The organism is Mycobacterium sp. 852002-40037_SCH5390672 (assembly GCF_001665875.1).
Lineage (GTDB): Bacteria > Actinomycetota > Actinomycetes > Mycobacteriales > Mycobacteriaceae > Mycobacterium.
Genome location: NZ_LZTA01000014.1, coordinates 1 through 17,239, shown reverse-complemented (window position 1 = coordinate 17,239; position 17,239 = coordinate 1). Strand labels below are relative to the sequence as shown.

20 protein-coding genes are annotated in these 17,239 nt (G+C 64.9%); 16 read left to right on the top strand and 4 right to left on the bottom strand.

All coding sequences use genetic code 11. From position 1 onward, the window contains the following. Positions 1-179 precede the first annotated feature (179 nt). The 7 genes from A5782_RS03125 to A5782_RS03095 all read left to right on the top strand — a co-directional run bounded on the left by A5782_RS03125 (position 180) and on the right by A5782_RS03095 (position 6,217). The gene (locus A5782_RS03125; RefSeq protein ID WP_067094998.1) at positions 180-881 is read left to right on the top strand and encodes an SDR family NAD(P)-dependent oxidoreductase; all 702 of its coding nucleotides are present in this window, start codon (positions 180-182) and stop codon (positions 879-881) included. A gap of 53 nt (positions 882-934) precedes the next feature. Continuing rightward, entirely contained in the window at positions 935-1,135 is a 201-nt protein-coding gene (locus tag A5782_RS03120) for a ferredoxin (protein ID WP_067094995.1), read from the top strand. A 47-nt stretch (positions 1,136-1,182) separates the two neighbouring features. Beyond that, a complete protein-coding gene (locus A5782_RS03115) occupies positions 1,183-2,547 on the top strand; it encodes a cytochrome P450 (RefSeq protein WP_067094992.1) in 1,365 nt (454 codons plus the stop codon). Positions 2,548-2,646: 99 nt separating this feature from the next. Beyond that, a complete protein-coding gene (locus A5782_RS03110) occupies positions 2,647-3,090 on the top strand; it encodes a hypothetical protein (RefSeq protein WP_067094989.1) in 444 nt (147 codons plus the stop codon). A 55-nt stretch (positions 3,091-3,145) separates the two neighbouring features. After that, complete coding sequence (locus A5782_RS03105; protein ID WP_067094986.1) at positions 3,146-4,030, top strand: hypothetical protein; 885 nt, start codon at positions 3,146-3,148, stop codon at positions 4,028-4,030. Beyond that, positions 4,027-4,599: a hypothetical protein gene (locus A5782_RS03100; protein WP_067094983.1), complete on the top strand. Its 573-nt coding sequence runs from the start codon at positions 4,027-4,029 to the stop codon at positions 4,597-4,599. Before A5782_RS03105 ends, A5782_RS03100 begins: the two co-directional genes overlap by 4 nt. Positions 4,600-4,840: 241 nt before the next feature. Further along, positions 4,841-6,217 carry an alpha/beta hydrolase family protein gene (locus A5782_RS03095; protein WP_067094980.1) on the top strand — a complete coding sequence of 459 codons (1,377 nt, stop codon included), beginning with the start codon at positions 4,841-4,843 and terminating at the stop codon, positions 6,215-6,217. 5 nt (positions 6,218-6,222) lie between these two features. On the opposite strand, the gene A5782_RS03090 is transcribed toward A5782_RS03095, so the two are convergent. From A5782_RS03090 to A5782_RS03080, 3 genes are all read right to left on the bottom strand, one after another. After that, complete coding sequence (locus A5782_RS03090; RefSeq protein WP_067094977.1) at positions 6,223-7,398, bottom strand: acyl-CoA dehydrogenase family protein; 1,176 nt, start codon at positions 7,396-7,398, stop codon at positions 6,223-6,225. Beyond that, positions 7,382-8,380: an acyl-CoA dehydrogenase family protein gene (locus tag A5782_RS03085; RefSeq protein WP_067094974.1), complete on the bottom strand. Its 999-nt coding sequence runs from the start codon at positions 8,378-8,380 to the stop codon at positions 7,382-7,384. Before A5782_RS03085 ends, A5782_RS03090 begins: the two co-directional genes overlap by 17 nt. Positions 8,381-8,504: 124 nt before the next feature. Next, positions 8,505-9,122, bottom strand: coding sequence for a nitroreductase family protein (locus A5782_RS03080; protein ID WP_067094971.1), 618 nt, complete (start codon positions 9,120-9,122; stop codon positions 8,505-8,507). Between the two features lie 297 nt (positions 9,123-9,419). Here A5782_RS03080 and A5782_RS03075 point away from each other — a divergent pair, with 297 nt between their 5' ends. From A5782_RS03075 to A5782_RS03050, 6 genes are all read left to right on the top strand, one after another. After that, the gene (locus A5782_RS03075) at positions 9,420-9,800 is read left to right on the top strand and encodes a carboxymuconolactone decarboxylase family protein (RefSeq protein WP_067094968.1); all 381 of its coding nucleotides are present in this window, start codon (positions 9,420-9,422) and stop codon (positions 9,798-9,800) included. Positions 9,801-9,808: 8 nt separating this feature from the next. Further along, a complete protein-coding gene (locus A5782_RS03070) occupies positions 9,809-10,726 on the top strand; it encodes an NAD(P)-dependent oxidoreductase (RefSeq protein ID WP_067094965.1) in 918 nt (305 codons plus the stop codon). A 222-nt stretch (positions 10,727-10,948) separates the two neighbouring features. Next, positions 10,949-12,040, top strand: a complete 1,092-nt coding sequence (locus tag A5782_RS03065; RefSeq protein ID WP_067095425.1) for an amidohydrolase family protein — start codon at positions 10,949-10,951, stop codon at positions 12,038-12,040. Between the two features lie 29 nt (positions 12,041-12,069). Then, positions 12,070-13,215: an amidohydrolase family protein gene (locus tag A5782_RS03060; protein ID WP_067094962.1), complete on the top strand. Its 1,146-nt coding sequence runs from the start codon at positions 12,070-12,072 to the stop codon at positions 13,213-13,215. A 1-nt stretch (position 13,216) separates the two neighbouring features. Next, entirely contained in the window at positions 13,217-13,615 is a 399-nt protein-coding gene (locus tag A5782_RS03055; RefSeq protein ID WP_067094959.1) for a Rieske (2Fe-2S) protein, read from the top strand. 14 nt (positions 13,616-13,629) lie between these two features. Further along, positions 13,630-14,496: an alpha/beta fold hydrolase gene (locus A5782_RS03050; RefSeq protein WP_067094956.1), complete on the top strand. Its 867-nt coding sequence runs from the start codon at positions 13,630-13,632 to the stop codon at positions 14,494-14,496. A 5-nt stretch (positions 14,497-14,501) separates the two neighbouring features. On the opposite strand, the gene A5782_RS03045 is transcribed toward A5782_RS03050, so the two are convergent. Beyond that, positions 14,502-14,975 (bottom strand): hypothetical protein, encoded by a 474-nt coding sequence (locus A5782_RS03045; RefSeq protein WP_067094953.1) that lies wholly within the window; start codon positions 14,973-14,975, stop codon positions 14,502-14,504. Between the two features lie 36 nt (positions 14,976-15,011). Between A5782_RS03045 and A5782_RS03040 the strand changes: the two genes are divergently transcribed. The 3 genes from A5782_RS03040 to A5782_RS03030 all read left to right on the top strand — a co-directional run. Continuing rightward, a complete protein-coding gene (locus A5782_RS03040; protein WP_067094950.1) occupies positions 15,012-16,325 on the top strand; it encodes an NADH-ubiquinone oxidoreductase-F iron-sulfur binding region domain-containing protein in 1,314 nt (437 codons plus the stop codon). Beyond that, a complete protein-coding gene (locus A5782_RS03035) occupies positions 16,322-16,618 on the top strand; it encodes a ferredoxin (RefSeq protein WP_067094947.1) in 297 nt (98 codons plus the stop codon). The genes A5782_RS03040 and A5782_RS03035 overlap by 4 nt, the downstream gene beginning before the upstream one ends. Positions 16,619-16,645: 27 nt before the next feature. After that, positions 16,646-17,239: acyl-CoA dehydrogenase family protein (locus tag A5782_RS03030; RefSeq protein ID WP_197694087.1), on the top strand; the 594-nt coding region annotated here is incomplete at its 3' end.

The window sequence follows — 17,239 nt, the reverse complement described above, 5'->3', positions numbered from 1 at the left end:
TCGAGGTGCTGAGCAGGGCCGCAAATGCCCGTACGCTGTCGGCCTGGGCCTCTCCATGCAGGCTGGAGGCGGTGTTGTGCGCATGTTGCATGCCGCTCCGCGCGGAGAGTAAGGTTCTCATAATTGTAAGGGAGATTCTTTGTGACTGAAATGGCCCCCTGCGGAGTAGAGGCCTCAACATGAAGACTGCTGTAGTCACCGGTGGCGGATCCGGCATCGGCCTTGCCGTCGTGCAGCGCCTGCGCGCCGACGGTTTGAACGTCGCCTCAATCGACCTGCGGCCGGCGGAAGCCGATTTCGCTTTCACTGCCGACGTCACCGACCGGTCGCAGCTGGATGCGGCGCTGTCGGCCATCCGCGCCCAGCTCGGGCCGGTGACTGTGCTGGTCAACGCGGCCGGCCTCGACGGGTTCAAGAAGTTCAACAACATCAGCTTCGAGGACTGGTACCGGGTGATCGACGTCAATCTCAACGGCGTCTTCCATACCGTCCAGGCGGTGCTCCCCGACATGGTCGAGGCGGGGTGGGGACGGATCGTGAACATCTCGTCGTCGAGCACGCATTCCGGTGCGCCCTACATGAGTCACTACGTGGCGGCCAAGTCGGCGGTCAACGGCCTGACGAAGTCGCTCGCACTCGAGTACGGGCCCAAGGGCATCACGGTCAACGCGGTGCCGCCGGGCTTCATCGACACCCCGATGCTGCGCGCCGCCGAGAAGAACGGATTCCTCGGCGATATCGACGAGACCATCGCGCGGACACCGGTGCGCCGGATGGGCACGCCCGAGGACATCGCGGCGGCCTGTGCGTTTTTGGTGTCCGAGGAAGCCGGCTACATCACCGGCCAGATCCTGGGCGTCAACGGCGGCCGCAACACCTGAGCGGTGGCGATTGGTCAGCGGTGCCCGGTAACCAGTGTGAGAGGGGAAAACGCGTGAAGGTCTGGGTGGATTCGGAACGGTGCCAGGGCCATACCCTGTGCGCGATGATCGCTCCGGAATCGTTTCAGCTCAGCGACATCGACGGCAGTTCGTCGGCGGTCGACGAGGTGGTGCCCGCCGATCGCGAGGACCAAGTGCGTGAAGCCGCGCAGTCCTGCCCGGAGCAGGCGATCATGATCACCGACGACGCCTGAGCCGGTACCGGGTCCTTGGCTACCGAAACACTTAGGGAGACAGAGCGTTGAGTGTCGACGACGTCGTGAATGACAGCGACCGCAAAAAGAACCGGTACCACTTCGACCGGCATTCCTCCGAGTACCGGTCGAAGTTCAAGGCGATCACCGAAGAGATGCACGCCAAGTGCCCCATGGCCTGGACCGAAACCTATGGCGGTCATTGGGTTGCGGCCGGCAGCCACGAGGTCTTCGAGCTGGCCCGCTGCCCCGCCGTCTCCAACGATCACGACATCCACGGTGAACGCCGCGGCTACAAAGGCATTTCGATACCCACGGCCAGCCGCGTCAGTGCGGTGCGCGGCGGGATCCTGGAAATGGACGACCCCGAACACCGTACCTACCGAACCGTGCTCAACCCGTATCTGTCGCCGGCGGCGATCAAGCGCTGGGAACCGTTCATCGACGACGTGACGCGCGCCTGCCTCGACGAGAAGATCGAGGGTGGTCACATCGACTTCGTCGACGACCTCGCCAATATCGTGCCCGCCGTCTTCACGCTGGCAATGCTGGGCATCCCGCTGAAGAAGTGGAACATGTACAGCGAGCCGGTACACGCCGCGGTGTACACGCCCGAGCACTCCCCCGACATCGAGCGCGTCACCGCGATGCACCGGGAGATGGGGCTCGACATGGTCAACAGCATGATCGAGATCCGCGCAAACCCGCGGCCCGGAATCGTGAACGGTCTGCTCGAGATGCGCATCGAAGGCGAGCCGGCCCCGGAACTGGAAATCCTGGGCAATCTCGGTCTGGTCATCGGCGGCGGCTTCGACACCACGACCGCCCTGACCGCGCACTCGCTGGAATGGCTCTCGGAGCACCCCGATCAACGACAGCTGCTCAGCGATGAGCGCAAAACGCTGATCGACCCCGCGACCGAGGAGTTCCTGCGCTTCTTCACCCCGGCGCCCGGTGATGGCCGGACGTTTTCCGACGACGTCGAACTCGACGGCACCCAGTTCAAAGAGGGTGAGCGCCTGTGGATTTCGTGGGCGATGGCCAACCGCGACCCGTCGGTCTTTCGCGACCCGGACAAGATCGTCCTCGACCGTAAAGGCAACCGGCACTTCAGCTTCGGGCTGGGGGTCCACAGGTGTATCGGGTCGAACGTGGCGCGCACCGTATTCAAATCCATGCTGACCGCGGTCCTCGATCGGATGCCCGACTACAAGTGCGATCCGGAGGGGACCGTCCACTACGAGACCATCGGTGTCATCCAGGGCATGCGTAAGCTGCCGGCCACCTTCACGCCCGGCCGCAAGGTCGGCGCGGGCCTGGACGAGACGCTGGAGAAGCTGCAGCGCATCTGCGATGAGCAAGAGCTCGCCAGGCCGATTACCGAACGCAAGGAAGCCGCGGTCATCGACTAGGTGGGCCTGGACGAACCGGTCGTTGACTGCCGCAATTTTTCCGACTAGGCCTGTTCGGCGTGACCGCGCCCTATATTTGGGCCAAGCGCGTGTGCAGAGATGGGAGACGCATCGGTGAAGACTCTCGCAGTGGCCCTTGCGCTTGGCACGGCCGCGCTGACGGTCACGCCGACCGCCCACGCGGACATGCTGTTCGGCAACTACAGGGTGGACACAAACCGCGATCCCGGGCACAGCTGGATTTGGTCGATCAGCCCGTGCACTCCTGCAGGGCCGGGATGCGTGAGCGTGTATGCGACTCCGCAACCCAACGGACAAGCGACGGTCTACAGAGGAGAAGCTCACCTGGCCAACGGCCGCTACACCTTGGCTGTTGACGTGCCCGACGGTGTGCGCTGCGTGGTCCAGTTCTTTCCCTCGCACGACGTTTACTCGTGGGATGCGGTGACGCTGGCGGGTCAGGTCGACTCGACATTCGACACCGGCTGCGGTGGCGGGCCGGGGGGCACCAACAGTTGGCCGTTCTCGCTCGTGCGATGGTAGCCGCGTGAGACGTACAGGAGTCGGTCGAGCATGACGGCGACGGGCAGCAAGCACGATGGCTGACGCAAAGAAGCCGCCGCAAGATTCGGCCACCTCGAAAGCCGATGCGATGGCTTTGATCGAAGAAGCCGAGGCCGAAGCCGCCGAAGCCGAAGCGCTGGCGGCTGCGGCGCGCGCCCGCGCCCGCGCCGCCCGGCTCCGGCGCGAAGCGCAGGCCCAAGCTGAGGCTGAGCAGCAGGCCAGCGAACAACTCGAGAACGCCGAAGCCTCGGATGAAGAAACGACGGAGGCCGACGAGGACGCAGCCGACAGCGACGAGGCGACGACCGACGACGACGTCACCGCCGAGGCAACCGACACCGGCGAAGCGGAGACCGAGGAAGAAGTTTCCGACGAAACCCCCGAAGACGCAGAATCGGAATCCAAGCCGGCCCGTTCTCGGCGACGCGTGCGGTTGCCATCGTGGTCCGTGGCGTGGAAAGCGGCCGTCATCGTTCTCATCTGCGCCTTCATCGGGGCCAGCGGATACATGATGTGGAACCGCCATCAAGTCACCGAGCGCAACCAGCGCGCCGCGAACTTTCTCGCGGGAGCCAGACAAGGTGTCGTCAACTTGACTTCCATGGACTTCAATAAGGCCAAGGAGGACGTCCAGCGGGTGATCGACAGTTCGACTGGCCAGTTCCGGGACGACTTCCAGGCGCGCGCAAAAGATTTCACGACCGTCGTGGAGCAGTCCAAAGTGGTCACCCAAGGAACCGTGAATGCGGCGGCCGTGCAATCCATCAATGGAGATTTCGCGTTGGTTCTCGTCGCGGCGACATCGCACATCACCAACGCCGCGGGCGCCAAAGACGAGCCACGCAATTGGCGGCTCAAGGTGACCGTCAAAAACGACGGCGGCCAATACAAGATGTCCAACGTGGAGTTCATTCCATGAGCGAGGACAAGCCCAGCATCGACACCGCCGACGACTCTGCCGAAGAAACCGAACACAGTGGGCCCAGCGAGGCACGAGCGCGGCGCAAGGTAAAAGTCGTTCCCGTGATCCTGATTGTGCTGCTGCTGCTTTCCGGTGGCGCGGCGACGTGGCTGTACTTCAAGCAGTACCGGCCCGATAAACAGACCGACCCCGGCGTCGCGAGCGCGGTCGCCAATGCGGCATCCGACGGAACGGTCGCGCTGCTGTCCTACTCGCCCGATTCACTCGACAAAGACTTCGCCGCCGCCAAGTCGCACCTGTCCGGAGATTTCCTGTCGTACTACAACCAGTTCACCGAACAGATCGTCGCTCCGGCGGCCAAACAAAAGTCGCTGAAAACCAACGCTCGGGTGTTGGGGGCCGCGGTGCAGGAATTACGTCCGGATTCGGCCGTCGTGCTCGTGCTGGTCGACCAGAGCACCACGAGCAAGGACAACCCCGACCCCGCGATGGCCTCCAGCAGCGTGCTGGTGAGTATGACCCGGGTCAACGGCAAGTGGCTGATCACCAAATTCGAGCCCGTCTAGACGACTGGTGAATGCCGTTGCTGGGTAAGCGACGCCAGTTTGCCGCGGCCCCTCGCCGAGCGTGACGTTGATCGCGTGCCCGGAACCGGGCCGTGAAGCCGCGGCGTTGGCTGTGAGCTGAGCGCGACGACACGCCGACCGCCGAGACTGCGCCCAAGAATCCATCAAGAATTCGCCGAGGTCGGCATTCGATCCTTTTCTCACACGGCTTGAGGGCCGGCAGCCGAGAGGAGGAGTCGCCATGTCGCTACTGGGCAACCACATATCGCTGATGCACGGTTGGGTGCCGATTACGGCCCAGATCGTCGCTCCGATCACGCTGGGGATGGCTGCCGGGTGGCGATCGCGTCGTTGGCATTTGTTGTGGCTCCCGACCGCCGCCGTCGTCGGGGCCATGGCGGCGCTCGGGGCGCACCGCTGCATCGGCGCACGGGCACCGCAGGCACTGTACGGGTGGATCGCGCTGGTCGGCATGGCCATGGCGGTGCTGATTCTGGGTTGGCGCGGTGCGCGTTGGTGGCGGCGTGGATTGTCGATCCTGGCCGTGCCGCTGTGCCTGCTCTGCTCGCTGCTCGTGCTCAATCAATGGGTCGGCTACTTCCAGACCGTGCAGAGCGCATGGAATCAATTCGCCTCCGTTCCGCTGCCCGACCAGACCGACAAGGCCACCGTCACCACGCTGGCGGCGAAGGGCTCCAAGCCGCCGCACGGCAGCCTGGTGCCGGTGGTGATCCCCGAAGACGCATCGCATTTCAAGCACCGAGAGGAACTCGTCTACCTGCCGCCGGCATGGTTTGCGAGCTACCCGCCGCCGCAGCTGCCGACGGTGATGATGATCGGCGGCATGGTCAACACGCCCTCCGACTGGGTGCGCGCCGGCGGCGCGGTGGACGCCGTCGACGCCTTCGCCGCAACCCACGGAGGCAACGCGCCGGTGCTGGTGTTCGTCGATCCGGGCGGCGCGTTCGACAACGACACCGAATGCGTCAATGGCAGCCGCGGCAATGCCGCCGACCACCTGACCAAAGACGTTGTGCCCTATATGGTCTCGAACTTCGGGGTGAACCCCGACCCGTCCCGCTGGGGCATCGTCGGCTGGTCGATGGGCGGAACATGCGCGGTGGACTTGACCGTCATGCACCCCGCCACGTTCAGCTCATTCGTCGACATCGAGGGCGACCTGGCACCCAACACCGGAACCAAGGAACAAACCGTCGCGAACCTGTTCGACGGCGATGCCGACGCGTGGGCAAAATTCGACCCGACGACGGTGATCAACCGCCACGGCCGCTACACCGGCGTATCCGGTTGGTTCACGATCTCCTCGGGTGGCTCGCCGCGTCGCGACATCACGACCGTCGATACCGCCGCGATGGCTGTCGCGGGCCGCGTCGCCGCCGCCGACCCGGGTAACCAGGCCGCGGCCGCCGCTTCCCTGTGCGGATTGGGCCGGGCGAACGGCATCGATTGCGCGGTGGTGGCTCAGACCGGAAAGCACGATTGGCCGACGGCCGGCGTGGCCTTTTCCACCGCGTTGCCGTGGCTGGCCGGTCAGCTGCACACCCCGGGCGTAACTCGGATTGCCTTGCCCAACAACGTTACTCAGCACGCACTCTGATGGCGCTAGCCGCGTGGGAGGCCGAGTACCCGCTGGGCGATGATGTTGCGCTGGATTTCGGAGGTGCCGCCGGCGATGGTTCCGGAGAAGCTGCGGGCGTAGCGCTCGAACCAGCTGGCGAAGTAATGGTCGAGGTTCATGTGCGCATACGGTCCCGTCAGGCCCGGGTGAACGAGCCCATCGGATCCCGCGGACGTCAGCGCCAGTTCCATCCCACGCAGCTCCGCTTCGGAACCGAGCAGCTTCAGCACCGATATCGCGGCCACGTCATCTTCGCCGCGCGCAGCGCGGGCCAGAGCCGCCGAGCCCAACAATCGCAGCGCCTGCTTGTCCATGATCGTGCTGGCGTATTGGTCGCGCTCAACCTCGGTGCTGGGATGAAAGTCGTCGATCATGTTCTCGAGGCGATCGGCGAAACCCAGCCACATCATGGTGCGTTCGTGCCCCAGCGATCCATTGGCCACCCGCCAACCCTGGTCGAGCTCGCCGACCAGATTCTCCGCGGGCACCCGCACGTCGGTGAAGAACACCTCGTTGAAGTCCAGATCATCGGCGCCGCAGATCGACGGGAACGGCCGGCGCACCAGACCCGGGGTGTCGGTGGGGATGACGAGCACGCTGATTCCCTTGTGCTTCGGCGCATCCGGGTTGGTACGGACGAACGTCAACAGGACGTCGGCATCGTGGGCGCCCGAGGTCCACACCTTCTGGCCATTGACCACGAAGTGATCGCCGTCGAGCACCGCGCGAGTGCGTAACGATGCCAGGTCGGAGCCCGCGCTGGGTTCGCTCATGCCCAGTGAAGCGGTGATCTCTGCCCGCAGGATCGGCACCGCCCAGCGCCGCTTCTGTTCGTCGCTGCCGAACGACAACAGCGACGCCCCAACGATATTCACACCCTGCGGGTTGAAGCTGTGGTAGATCCGGCGACGGCTCAGTTCCTCGAGGTAGACGAACTGCTGAATGACCGTCGCGTTGCGACCACCGAATTCCGGCGGCTGGCTGGGCAGCAGCCAGCCGTTGTCGAATAACAACCGCTGCCAGTCGCGTGCCCACTGCGGCATGTGCGAGACGGACCTGGGCCGGTCGAGTGTTTGGCTTGCGGGAGGTAGGTTTTCGTCGAGGAACGCCGAGAACTCCGCCCGGAACTCCTCGACGTCGGAATCAAAAGTCAGCTGCACGGTATTCCTCCGCGATCCGCGCCCGGTGTTCCGCCGCGCCACCGAGCATCAGCTCACCCGCCTTGGCTCGTTTCAGCGCGAACTGCAGGTCGTTCTCCCAGGTGAATCCCATTGCGCCGTGCAGCTGTAGGCCGTGCCGGAACACCAGCGACTGGCATTCCCCCGCCGATGCCTTGGCCATGGCGGCCGCCAGCCGGCGGCGGGGATCGTCCGCCGCGATCGTCAACGCGGCGAAGTAGGCCAGCGCGCGCGCCCGTTGCACGGCGACGTGCATGTCGGCGGCCTTGTGCTGGACGGCCTGGAACGAGCCGATCGCCACGCCGAACTGCTGGCGGCTACTCACGTGCTCGAGCACCAAGTCCAGGATGCGTTGGCAGGCACCGACCATCGTGATGGCCATGCCGGTCAGGGCGAAATGATGAGCGCGTTCCGCGTCGACGGTCAGCCGGTCGCTGTCGGGCACCCGAATCTCCGCGAAGGACAGGTCGGCGACGTGTAGCACCGGGTCGAACACCGCTGCGCGCCGGGCCGACACCTCACTGGACGCGACGAGGAACACCCCGGCATCGGTCACCACCGCGAGCCGATCCGCGCGATCCCCGTCGAGCACATGGCGTGCCGTGCCTTCCAGCACCCAGCCCTGCGCGTCGCGGTGCGCCGCGACCCCGCCGTAGACCGCGGTGCCGGACTGGTGTGGGTCGAACCGGTCCGCGGCAAGCGGTGCGAACTGGCTCATCGTGGCCAGGAACGGGGTGGGGTCGGTGGCGCGCCCGAGCTCTTCGAGCACGATGGTCAGCTCGACGGCGCTGTCGGAATCGCTGAGCTCGGTCCAGCCCTGGTCAACATACGATTTCCACAGCGGACTGGGGTCGACGCCCTCTTCGGCCACGCTGCGCACCAGCGACGACGGGCACTGCTTTGCGACAGCGTCGCGCACCGTGTCCTGCCACAGTCGCTGATCAGCATCGAACTCCAACAGCATCCGCGCCGCCTCTCGTCGTGACTGTCAGGGCGAGAATACCATTCTCGGTTGCGGAAGTAATCATCTCTGAATCCGGGCATGGGGTCACCGGAATGCCCGTGACGAGCGGAATTCCCCCGGCGACCTAGGTGCCGGTCACGAGGCCGTCGGCGGTGTTGTCCCAGCGGTCGAGGTTCACGAATTCGGCAAGCGGGCGGCGGCGCAGCGGCCCATGATTGCCCTTGGGCCACCCGACCACGATGTGGCCGGCGATCATCCAGCCCTCGGGTATGCCGACGGCTTCCCTGAGCAACGGTTCACCGCCATACGAGGCCCAGCTGGTCAGGCAGGCGCCGAGCCCCTGGGCGCGGGCGGCCAGCAGAAAGTTTTGCATAGCGGGAAAGATCGATCCGCCCAGCAGGAGTTCCGACGCCGTCGGGTAATGCGCTTGGGCGAACAAGACCGAAGTGAATTCACCGGCGCGGTCGTGCAATTCGTACGTCGCACGGTAGGTGCGAGCGCGGCGACTGGTGTCGTCGTCGGCGGGCCGGCTCATGCCGTAGACCGGCTCGATCACTTCCAGCGCCTGGGCCGCCGCCTTGGCCACCACGGCCCGCTGCTCGGGCGAGCGCAGCACCACAAAACGCCAGCCTTGTGCGTTGGCCCCCGAGGGAGCCCACCTGGCCGCCTCGAGACACCGCGCCAGGGTCGCGTCGTCAACCGGTTCCTCGGTGAAACGGCGGATCGTTCGGGCGGTCGACATCACTTCCCAGATGTCAGCGCTTGCTCCGGCCACTGCTTCTCCTCAACATCTAGAGTTACCCGAGACCTGCACCTCGATCACGCGTATCTCCAACGGCTGCAGCGGAATTGGATGACGGCCAAGTTCCAGCAGTCTCCGAACGGGCACGAGGACACGGGTGGACAGGTCCATTTGATCCTCGACTGTAGACCCAGCGCAGCGGCCACGGTGCAAGACTGCGCTCAGGCAATCGGACACCTCGACAGCGCGCGCACGACACCAACGAGGGCCGCTGCCCCGAACTGAAGGGAGAGTCCGTTGGATCGCGAAACCTACCGCAGGGGGCTGCACATCCGCTCCGAGGTGCTGGGCGAGGAGTACGTCACTCGCGCGTTGGCCGACGCGGATGACTTCACCGGTCCCCTGCAAGATCTCGTCACCGAGTACTGCTGGGGTGCCGTGTGGGGTCGTGAGGAATTACCGCGGAAGACCCGCAGCATGCTCAACCTGGCGATGATCTCGGTGCTCAACCGGCCCAACGAATTGCGTACGCACGTCAAGGCGGCACTGACCAACGGTGTCACCCGCGAGGAGATCCGCGAGGTCTTCCTGCAGGTGGCCATTTACGCCGGCGTGCCGGCCGCCGTCGACAGTTTTCGCATCGCGCGCGAGGCGTTCGCCGACCTGGACCGGGACTAGGGGCTGTCATGGAAGTCGGATTCATCGGCCTGGGAAACATGGGCTGTCCCATGGCCTGCCGCCTGATTCAGGAGGGGCACGACGTCATCGCCTTCGACACCCGTAGCGAGGCGCTCGAGCGTGTCGTCGCGCTGGGGGCACGCCCGGCGTCGTCGCCCAAAGAGGTCGCCGACCGCGCCGAAACGGTGATGGCCAGCCTTCCCACGCCGGGCGCGTCACTCGAGGTGGCAACCGGTGCGGTGGGTGTGATCAAAGGCGCGCGGGTGAAGCGCTACGTCGACTTGTCCACCGTCGGTAGCCAAATGGCGGTGCGGATCCATGACCTGCTGGCCGAGCGCAACATCGTGGCGATGGACAGCCCGGTCAGCGGGGGCGTCGGCGGGGCCGAGAAGGGGACGCTGGCGCTCATGGTGTCCGGCCGCCGCGCCGAATTCGATGTCGTACGAACCGCACTCGAAGCCTTGGGCCGCCCACTGTACGTCGGTGAACAGCCCGGATCGGCGCAGACGATGAAGCTGGCAAACAACATCTTGGCGGCAAACGTCTTGGTCGCCACCGCGGAAGTCGTCGTGATGGGCGTCAAAGCCGGCCTCGACCCATCGGTGATGATCGACGTGCTCAATGCGGGGTCGGGCGCCACGAGTGCGAGCCGCGACAAGTTCCCCCGCGCGATCCTGCCGCGCACCTTCGACTACGGCTTTGCCACCGCGTTGATGCTCAAAGATGTGCGTCTTTACCTCGACGAAGCGCGAGCGCTCGGCGTGCCCGCCGAGGTTGCCGAGACCACCGGCCGGTTGTGGGAGGCACTCGCCCGCGTTGAAGGGCCCGATTCCGATTTCACGACGGTGATCAAACCCTTCGAGCGGGCCGCCGGCGTCACGGTGGGCGGGCCTTCGACTAGCCCACCGGGCCGCCCGTCGGAGTAACCAGCCGAGCGGATGGCACCGTCGCCAATCCTGAGAATGGTATTATCCGGATTGAAGAACCCGACTTGCCCCAAGGATCGCAAACCGCCTGTTACCAGGGACGATGATTAAACGAAATGCTTACCGGAAACCCATTGATTGACCGCAGAATAAAATGTTAGATTGGCTATCTTGTGACCTCGCACGGCTTGCTTTGGCTGCCGTAGCCGAAGGGTGGCCCTCGTGATCAAACACGCCGACGGAACCAGCACACCGTTGATCGACGCGAGCGTGCACATCTTCTTCCCGTCCACCAAAGCACTGCGCAAGGTGCTGCGCGAACCGTTCAAGAGCCGCGGCTTCCCCGACTACGAGATGGACTGGTACGGCGCCCCCGGCGGTGAGTACGCGCCCAACACCGAGGGACCGGACCGTCAGTACCCGGGTTCGGATCCGGAATTCGTTGCCAATGAACTGTTTTCGAAGCGCGGGGTCGATGTGGCGGTGCTGCATCCGATGGCACGCGGCATCATGCCGGACCGGCACCTGGGCAGCGCGCTGCACGCCGCACACAACGAGATGATGGTGTCGAACTGGCTGGAATCCGGCGAGTTCGGCGAGCGGTTCCGCGGCACCATCCGGGTCAACCCCGACGACATCCCCGGCGCACTGCGCGAAATCGAGAAATGGCGTGCGCATCCGCGGGTCGTCCAGATCGGCGTCCCGCTGCAATCCCGCGAGCTCTACGGCAAACCGCAGTTCTGGCCGATCTGGGAGGCCGCCGTCGACGCCGGACTGCCCGTCGCCGCGCACATCGAAGTCGGTTCCGGCATTGCTTTTCCGCCGACGCCGAACGGGAACACCCGTACCTATGAGCAGTACGTCAGCTTCATGGCGCTGAACTACCTGTACCACCTGATGAACATGATCGCCGAGGGAGTGTTCGAGCGGTTCGACGGCCTGAAATTCGTTTGGGGCGACGGCGCCGCCGACTTCATCACGCCATTCATCTGGCGAATGGACACCTTCGGCCGCCCGCACCTCGAGCAGACGCCGTGGGCCCCGCGGATCCCCAGCGACTACCTGCCCGGTCACGTGTATTTCGTTCAGGGAAGTCTCGACGGCCCCGGCGACGTCGAGTTCGCCGGCGAATGGTTCGGGTTCACCGGCAAGGACGACATGGTGATGTTCGGTTCGAGCTATCCACACTGGCAGTGCGGTGATGTCACAAAGCTGCCCAGCGCCTTGTCCGCCGAGCAGCGCGAGAAGCTGTGCTGGCGCAACGCGGCGCTGCTCTACGGCATAGACATTCCCGCCGGGGTGGGCGCACAGTAGAAGTATCGCGAAAGACTGAGGAGAGCCAGATGACGTTGACCCATTCGCAGGAGCGGATTCCCGCTACCGAGCGCATAGCCGTCCGCTGCGTCGACTCGGATGTCCACCCGGCCCCCAAGCGCGGCGAGCTGCTCCCGTACATTCCCGAGCCGTGGCGCAGCAAGTACTTCCTCACTCGCTCGGTAGGCGAGCAGATCTATTACGACGCCCCAGACTACGCGCACTCCTACGCGATGCGCGTGGACTCCTTCCCCCCCAACGGTGAGTTCCCGTGCAGTGACCCGGATTTGGCATTTCGCCAGCTGATCATGGAGGCGGGCTCCGACATCGCAATCCTGGAGCCGGCGGCCTACCCGGCGCGCATTCATGAAGCCCAGCACGCGATGTCGGCCGCGTTGAACGACTGGCAGGCCAATCACTGGCTGGACAGCCACAACAACTGGCACGAGCGGTGGCGCGGTTCGATCTGCATCGCCATTGAGGAGCCGGAAGAGTCGGTGCGCGAGATCGAGCGCTGGGCCGGACACCCCTACATGGCGCAGATTCTGATCAAGGCCGAGCCGCGGCCGTCATGGGGCCACCCGAAATACGACCCGATCTGGGCGGCCGCCACCAAGCACGACATCACCGTGAGTTGCCACCTGTCGCGCAGCCAGTTCGATGAGCTGCCGATCCCGCCGGTGGGATTCCCCAGCTACAACCACGATTTCATGGTGACCTACTCCCTGCTGGCGGCCAACCAGGTGATGAGCCTGATCTTCGACGGTGTGTTCGACCGGTTCCCGACGCTGCGAATCGTGTTCGTCGAGCACGCGTTCAGCTGGATCCTGCCGCTGATGTGGCGCATGGACGCGATTTACGACGCACGCAAGTCGTGGCTCGACATCAAGCGCAGGCCGTCCGAGTACGTCAAGGACCACATCAAGTTCACCACGCAGCCGCTGGACTACCCCGAAGACAAGACCGAGCTGACCCGCGCGCTGGAATGGATGGAGTGCGAGAAGATCCTGCTCTTCTCCTCGGACTACCCGCACTGGACATTTGATGACCCGCGCTGGTTGGTCAAGCACCTGCCCAAGCACGCCCGCGACGCGGTGATGTACAAGAACGGCATCGCGACCTACCACCTGCCCGAGACCGTACCGGTCCTCGAGGGTCAGACCCGGGTGCTCTGAGTTGACCGAAGAAACCAAGCGGCCCGAGCCACGTCTCGCCCAGGGCCGCGAGCATGTCGTCGCCACGGTAGACGAAATCCCGCCCGGCACACACAAACTGGTGCCGATCGGACGGCACGGCGTAGGCGTCTACAACGTCAACGGCACCTTCTACGCCATCGCGAATTACTGCCCCCACCAAGGCGGCCCACTGTGCTCGGGACGAGCCAGGGGGCGCACGATCGTCGACGAGACGGCGCCGGGTGACTCCGTCATGGTGCGCGACCTGGAATACATTTACTGCCCTTGGCACCAATGGGGTTTCGAGCTGGCGACCGGCACCACCGCGGTCAAGCCCGAATGGAGTATCCGTACCTATCCGGTGCGCATCGTCGGCAACGACGTTTTGGTTCAGGCCTAACTACAGGAGAATCGGTGCCTTCTATTGAGATCAACGGGGGAAACGTCGTCTACGAAATCCTCGGTGACTCCGGCGATCTCATTGCTCTGACGCCGGGCGGCCGGTTCAGCAAGGAGATCCCCGGCCTACGTCCGCTGGCCGACGCTCTGGCCGCGGGCGGCTATCGGGTGCTGCTGTGGGACAGGCCCAACTGCGGAGCCTCCGATGTGCAGTTCTACGGACAAAGCGAATCCCACATGCGCGCCGAGACGCTGCACAAGTTGGTGACCGGCCTCGGTTTCGAGCGCTGCATCCTCGCCGGAGGGTCCGGCGGGGCAAGGGATTCCATGTTGACCACGATGCTCTACCCCGAGATGGTCACCAAGCTCGTCGTGTGGAACATCGTCGGCGGCATCTACGGCAGCTTCGTCTTGGGCTCCTTCTACATCATCCCCAGCATCCTCGCGGTGCGCGGCACCGGCATGGACGGCGTGGTGAAGGTACAGGAATGGCGTGAGCGCATCGAGGAGAATCCGAACAACAAGCAGCGGTTCCTCGACTTCGACTCCGATGAATTCCTGAAGTTGATGCTGCGCTGGCTCAACGCCTTCGTCTCCAAACCGGGACAGACGATTCCGGGCGTCGAAGACGAGATGTTCGACCGGATCAAGGTCCCCACGCTGATCATTCGCGGCGGCGAGAACGACATGGATCACCCGAAGCGGACGTCGCTGGAGGTCAGCTGCCTGATCAAAGGATCCAAGCTCATCGACCCGCCGTGGCCCGAGGACGCCTGGGAGCGTGCGTCCGAAGACCGTGCCGCAGGCCGGGTGCAACACTTCAACATGTTCGATACCTGGGTGCAGGCGGCACCCGCGATCCTGGAATTCCTGGGTTCCTGATGGCGCTACACGGTGCGAATGTGGACCTCGCAGTTGAGCGACGCCTCCAGCGCCGTGTGCACGCGGCTTTCCGGAATGCGTTCCAGGTCCTTCTCCCGCAGCGTCACGTGGACGATGTCGAACCCGTCATCACCGGGCGTGCGCTCGATATCACCGGTGAGCCCGAATGCGGACAGCACCCCGTGGGCGTCGTCGTCGGTCCCCCGGCTGACAAAAGTGATCACACCCGGGACGGGGTCAGCGCCGAATGCTCTGGCGCACAACCCAATTGCGGCGGCCTTGGCCGCGTCACCATCTTCGGCCGCAATGAGCAATTCGACTTCGCGGCGGGATGCGGGCAGGGACGCGAGGTCATTGTCGACCACGTCCGCGCCGGCCGTGGCCACGAGCTCGAGGAGAGCGACCATGCCGTCACGTAGTTGCGCGGGCGTGAGCACGCTTTCCGGGTCGACGTTGACACGCACCACCGCAGTTCGCATGTGCGCAAGCCTAACTAACACGATGGCAGGCCAGCTTTGAACACCACTGCGTCCACCACCATCACCACCGCGGCCTTCCCCGGGTGCACACCACGGCTGCTGAGTGAGCAAGCCGCCCAGGCCCGGGAAGACCTCACTGCCTATCGGAAGCTCGGCGGCTACGGCCCGCTTGCCGACACCGATGAATTCTTGGGCGAAATCGAATCCAGTGGTCTGGCCGGCCGCGGGGGTGCGGCGTTCCCGCTGGCGCTGAAGCTGCGGACGGTTCGCGACAACGGGCGCCTGATAGCGGACACCGGTGTTCCAATCGTCGTCGCGAACGGCGAAGAGGGAGAACCGGCTTCAATCAAGGATCGCTGGCTGCTGCGCCATCGTCCTCACCTCGTCCTGGACGGACTGCGGCTGGCCGCGGCAATCGTTGCGGCCGACCGCGCCTACATCTACATATCCGACTCCGAATCGGCGCACAGCGTCGAATCGGCGCTCGGCGAGCTGGATCCCGGCGCGCTCAGCGTCACCATCGACATGCTCAGCGTGCAGGCCGGATACGTGGCCGGCGAGGAGACCGCCGCGGTTCGGGCGATCAACGGCGGGCCGGCCAAGCCGACAGACAAGCCGCCGCGCCCCTTCGAAGCGGGCGTCGACGAGCGGCCCACGTTGGTGAGCAATGTCGAGACCCTGGCCAACCTGCCCTACCTGCAGTGCCACGGCTCGGCGGAGTTCCGGTCACAGGGCACGACGCTGTCGCCGGGCACCTTCCTGGCCACCATCACCGGGGCCGGGCGGCCGCCCGTGCTCTATGAGCTTCCGCACGGCCTACCGTTCACAGAACTGATTGCCCTGCACGGTATTTCGCCTGACCAGGTGCGCGGAACCTTGATGGGCGGCTACTTTGCCGGTCTGCTCAATCGCTCGGTGCTGGAGACAACCCTGGACCACGAGACGATGCGGCGTGTCGGCAGCGGCCTGGGGTGCGGCGCGATTTCGGTCATCACCGACGACTGCCCCGTTGCGGTGGCGGCATCGGTGCTCGCGTACTTCGACCGCGAAAACGCCGGGCAATGCGGATCGTGCTTCAACGGAACGGCGGCGATGGCCGCGGCCGCCGGTGCGCTGCGCGACGGCGCCGCGACTACAGAAGATGTCGAACGGTTGCGTCGCTGGTCGGTGCTGCTGCGAGGTCGCGGTGCGTGCGCAACACTGGATGCCGCCACCAATGTTGCCGCCAGCCTGCTCGATCAGTTCCGGGACGACGTCGGTGCCCATCTCGACGGCAGGTGCCCGGACTGTACCCGTCATGCGTTCCGCGCCGACCGTCCCTACGAGGCGGAACCTGCGAGGCAAGCATGAAAATCCGTCTGGACCGCACCATTTGCGACGGCTTCGGCATCTGCGCCAAACACGCGCCGGGATACTTCTCGCTGGACGACTGGGGGTACGCATCCCTCATCGGGGACGGCACCGTGGCGGAGGCGGATCGCGACGAGGTCATGCGGGCGTTGCTCGATTGCCCGGTGCACGCCATCACCGAAATTGGTCAGCGCGCCTCCCGCGCTTCCCAGCCGCCACTGGCCGACACCGAGGATCCGGCCGAGCACCTGAAAACCGAAGAGAACGAGGCGGAGTGGGGATTCACGCGTTGAGCGATCCCCACCCGAAAACCTAGTGCCGTGCAACTCACCTTTGACACCGACGTAGAAGCGTTTCGTGCGGAGTTCGTCCGCTTTCTCACCGAACATCTTCCGACGCAAGCTCAAGCCGCGGAGCGCCCTTCGTCGACTTCGCACGTGCCCGAATGGTCGCGCCGCTGGCAGCGACTCCAGTTCGACCACGGTTGGCTACTGCCGGGCAACCGCCCGGAATTCGGCGGTCGCAACGCAAATATCTTGCAGCAGTTCGTGCATCGCGAGGAGCTGTCGCGGCGCCGGATCTATCACTGCTTCAATCCCCAAGGCGTCGGCATCATCGCCGCTTCGCTGTTGTCCTTCGGTACCGAGGAGCAAAAGCGGCGCTGGGCCGTTCCGATCCTGCGAGCCGAAAAGACCGCGTCGCTGGGAATGAGTGAGCCCGGAGCCGGCTCGGATCTGGCCGGCCTGCGGACGAAGGCCGAGCTGGTCGGTGATGAGTTCGTGGTGAATGGGCAAAAGGTATGGACCTCCGGAGCCCACGACGCCGACGTCATTCTCACCTTCGTCCGCACCGACCCAAACGCTCCCAGACACAAGGGAATCAGCGCGCTGCTCATCCCTACCGATACTCCCGGG

Bases quoted from the DNA above. Each gene is read 5' to 3' on its own strand.
- A5782_RS03125 (WP_067094998.1), top strand. From the start codon at position 180: ATGAAGACTGCTGTAGTCACCGGTGGCGGATCCGGCATCGGCCTTGCC.
- A5782_RS03110 (WP_067094989.1), top strand. From the start codon at position 2,647: ATGGGAGACGCATCGGTGAAGACTCTCGCAGTGGCCCTTGCGCTTGGC.
- A5782_RS03105 (WP_067094986.1), top strand. From the start codon at position 3,146: ATGGCTGACGCAAAGAAGCCGCCGCAAGATTCGGCCACCTCGAAAGCC.
- A5782_RS03100 (WP_067094983.1), top strand. From the start codon at position 4,027: ATGAGCGAGGACAAGCCCAGCATCGACACCGCCGACGACTCTGCCGAA.
- A5782_RS03095 (WP_067094980.1), top strand. From the start codon at position 4,841: ATGTCGCTACTGGGCAACCACATATCGCTGATGCACGGTTGGGTGCCG.
- A5782_RS03085 (WP_067094974.1), bottom strand. From the start codon at position 8,380: ATGCTGTTGGAGTTCGATGCTGATCAGCGACTGTGGCAGGACACGGTG.
- A5782_RS03080 (WP_067094971.1), bottom strand. From the start codon at position 9,122: ATGTCGACCGCCCGAACGATCCGCCGTTTCACCGAGGAACCGGTTGAC.
- A5782_RS03070 (WP_067094965.1), top strand. From the start codon at position 9,809: ATGGAAGTCGGATTCATCGGCCTGGGAAACATGGGCTGTCCCATGGCC.
- A5782_RS03060 (WP_067094962.1), top strand. From the start codon at position 12,070: ATGACGTTGACCCATTCGCAGGAGCGGATTCCCGCTACCGAGCGCATA.
- A5782_RS03045 (WP_067094953.1), bottom strand. From the start codon at position 14,975: ATGCGAACTGCGGTGGTGCGTGTCAACGTCGACCCGGAAAGCGTGCTC.
- A5782_RS03035 (WP_067094947.1), top strand. From the start codon at position 16,322: ATGAAAATCCGTCTGGACCGCACCATTTGCGACGGCTTCGGCATCTGC.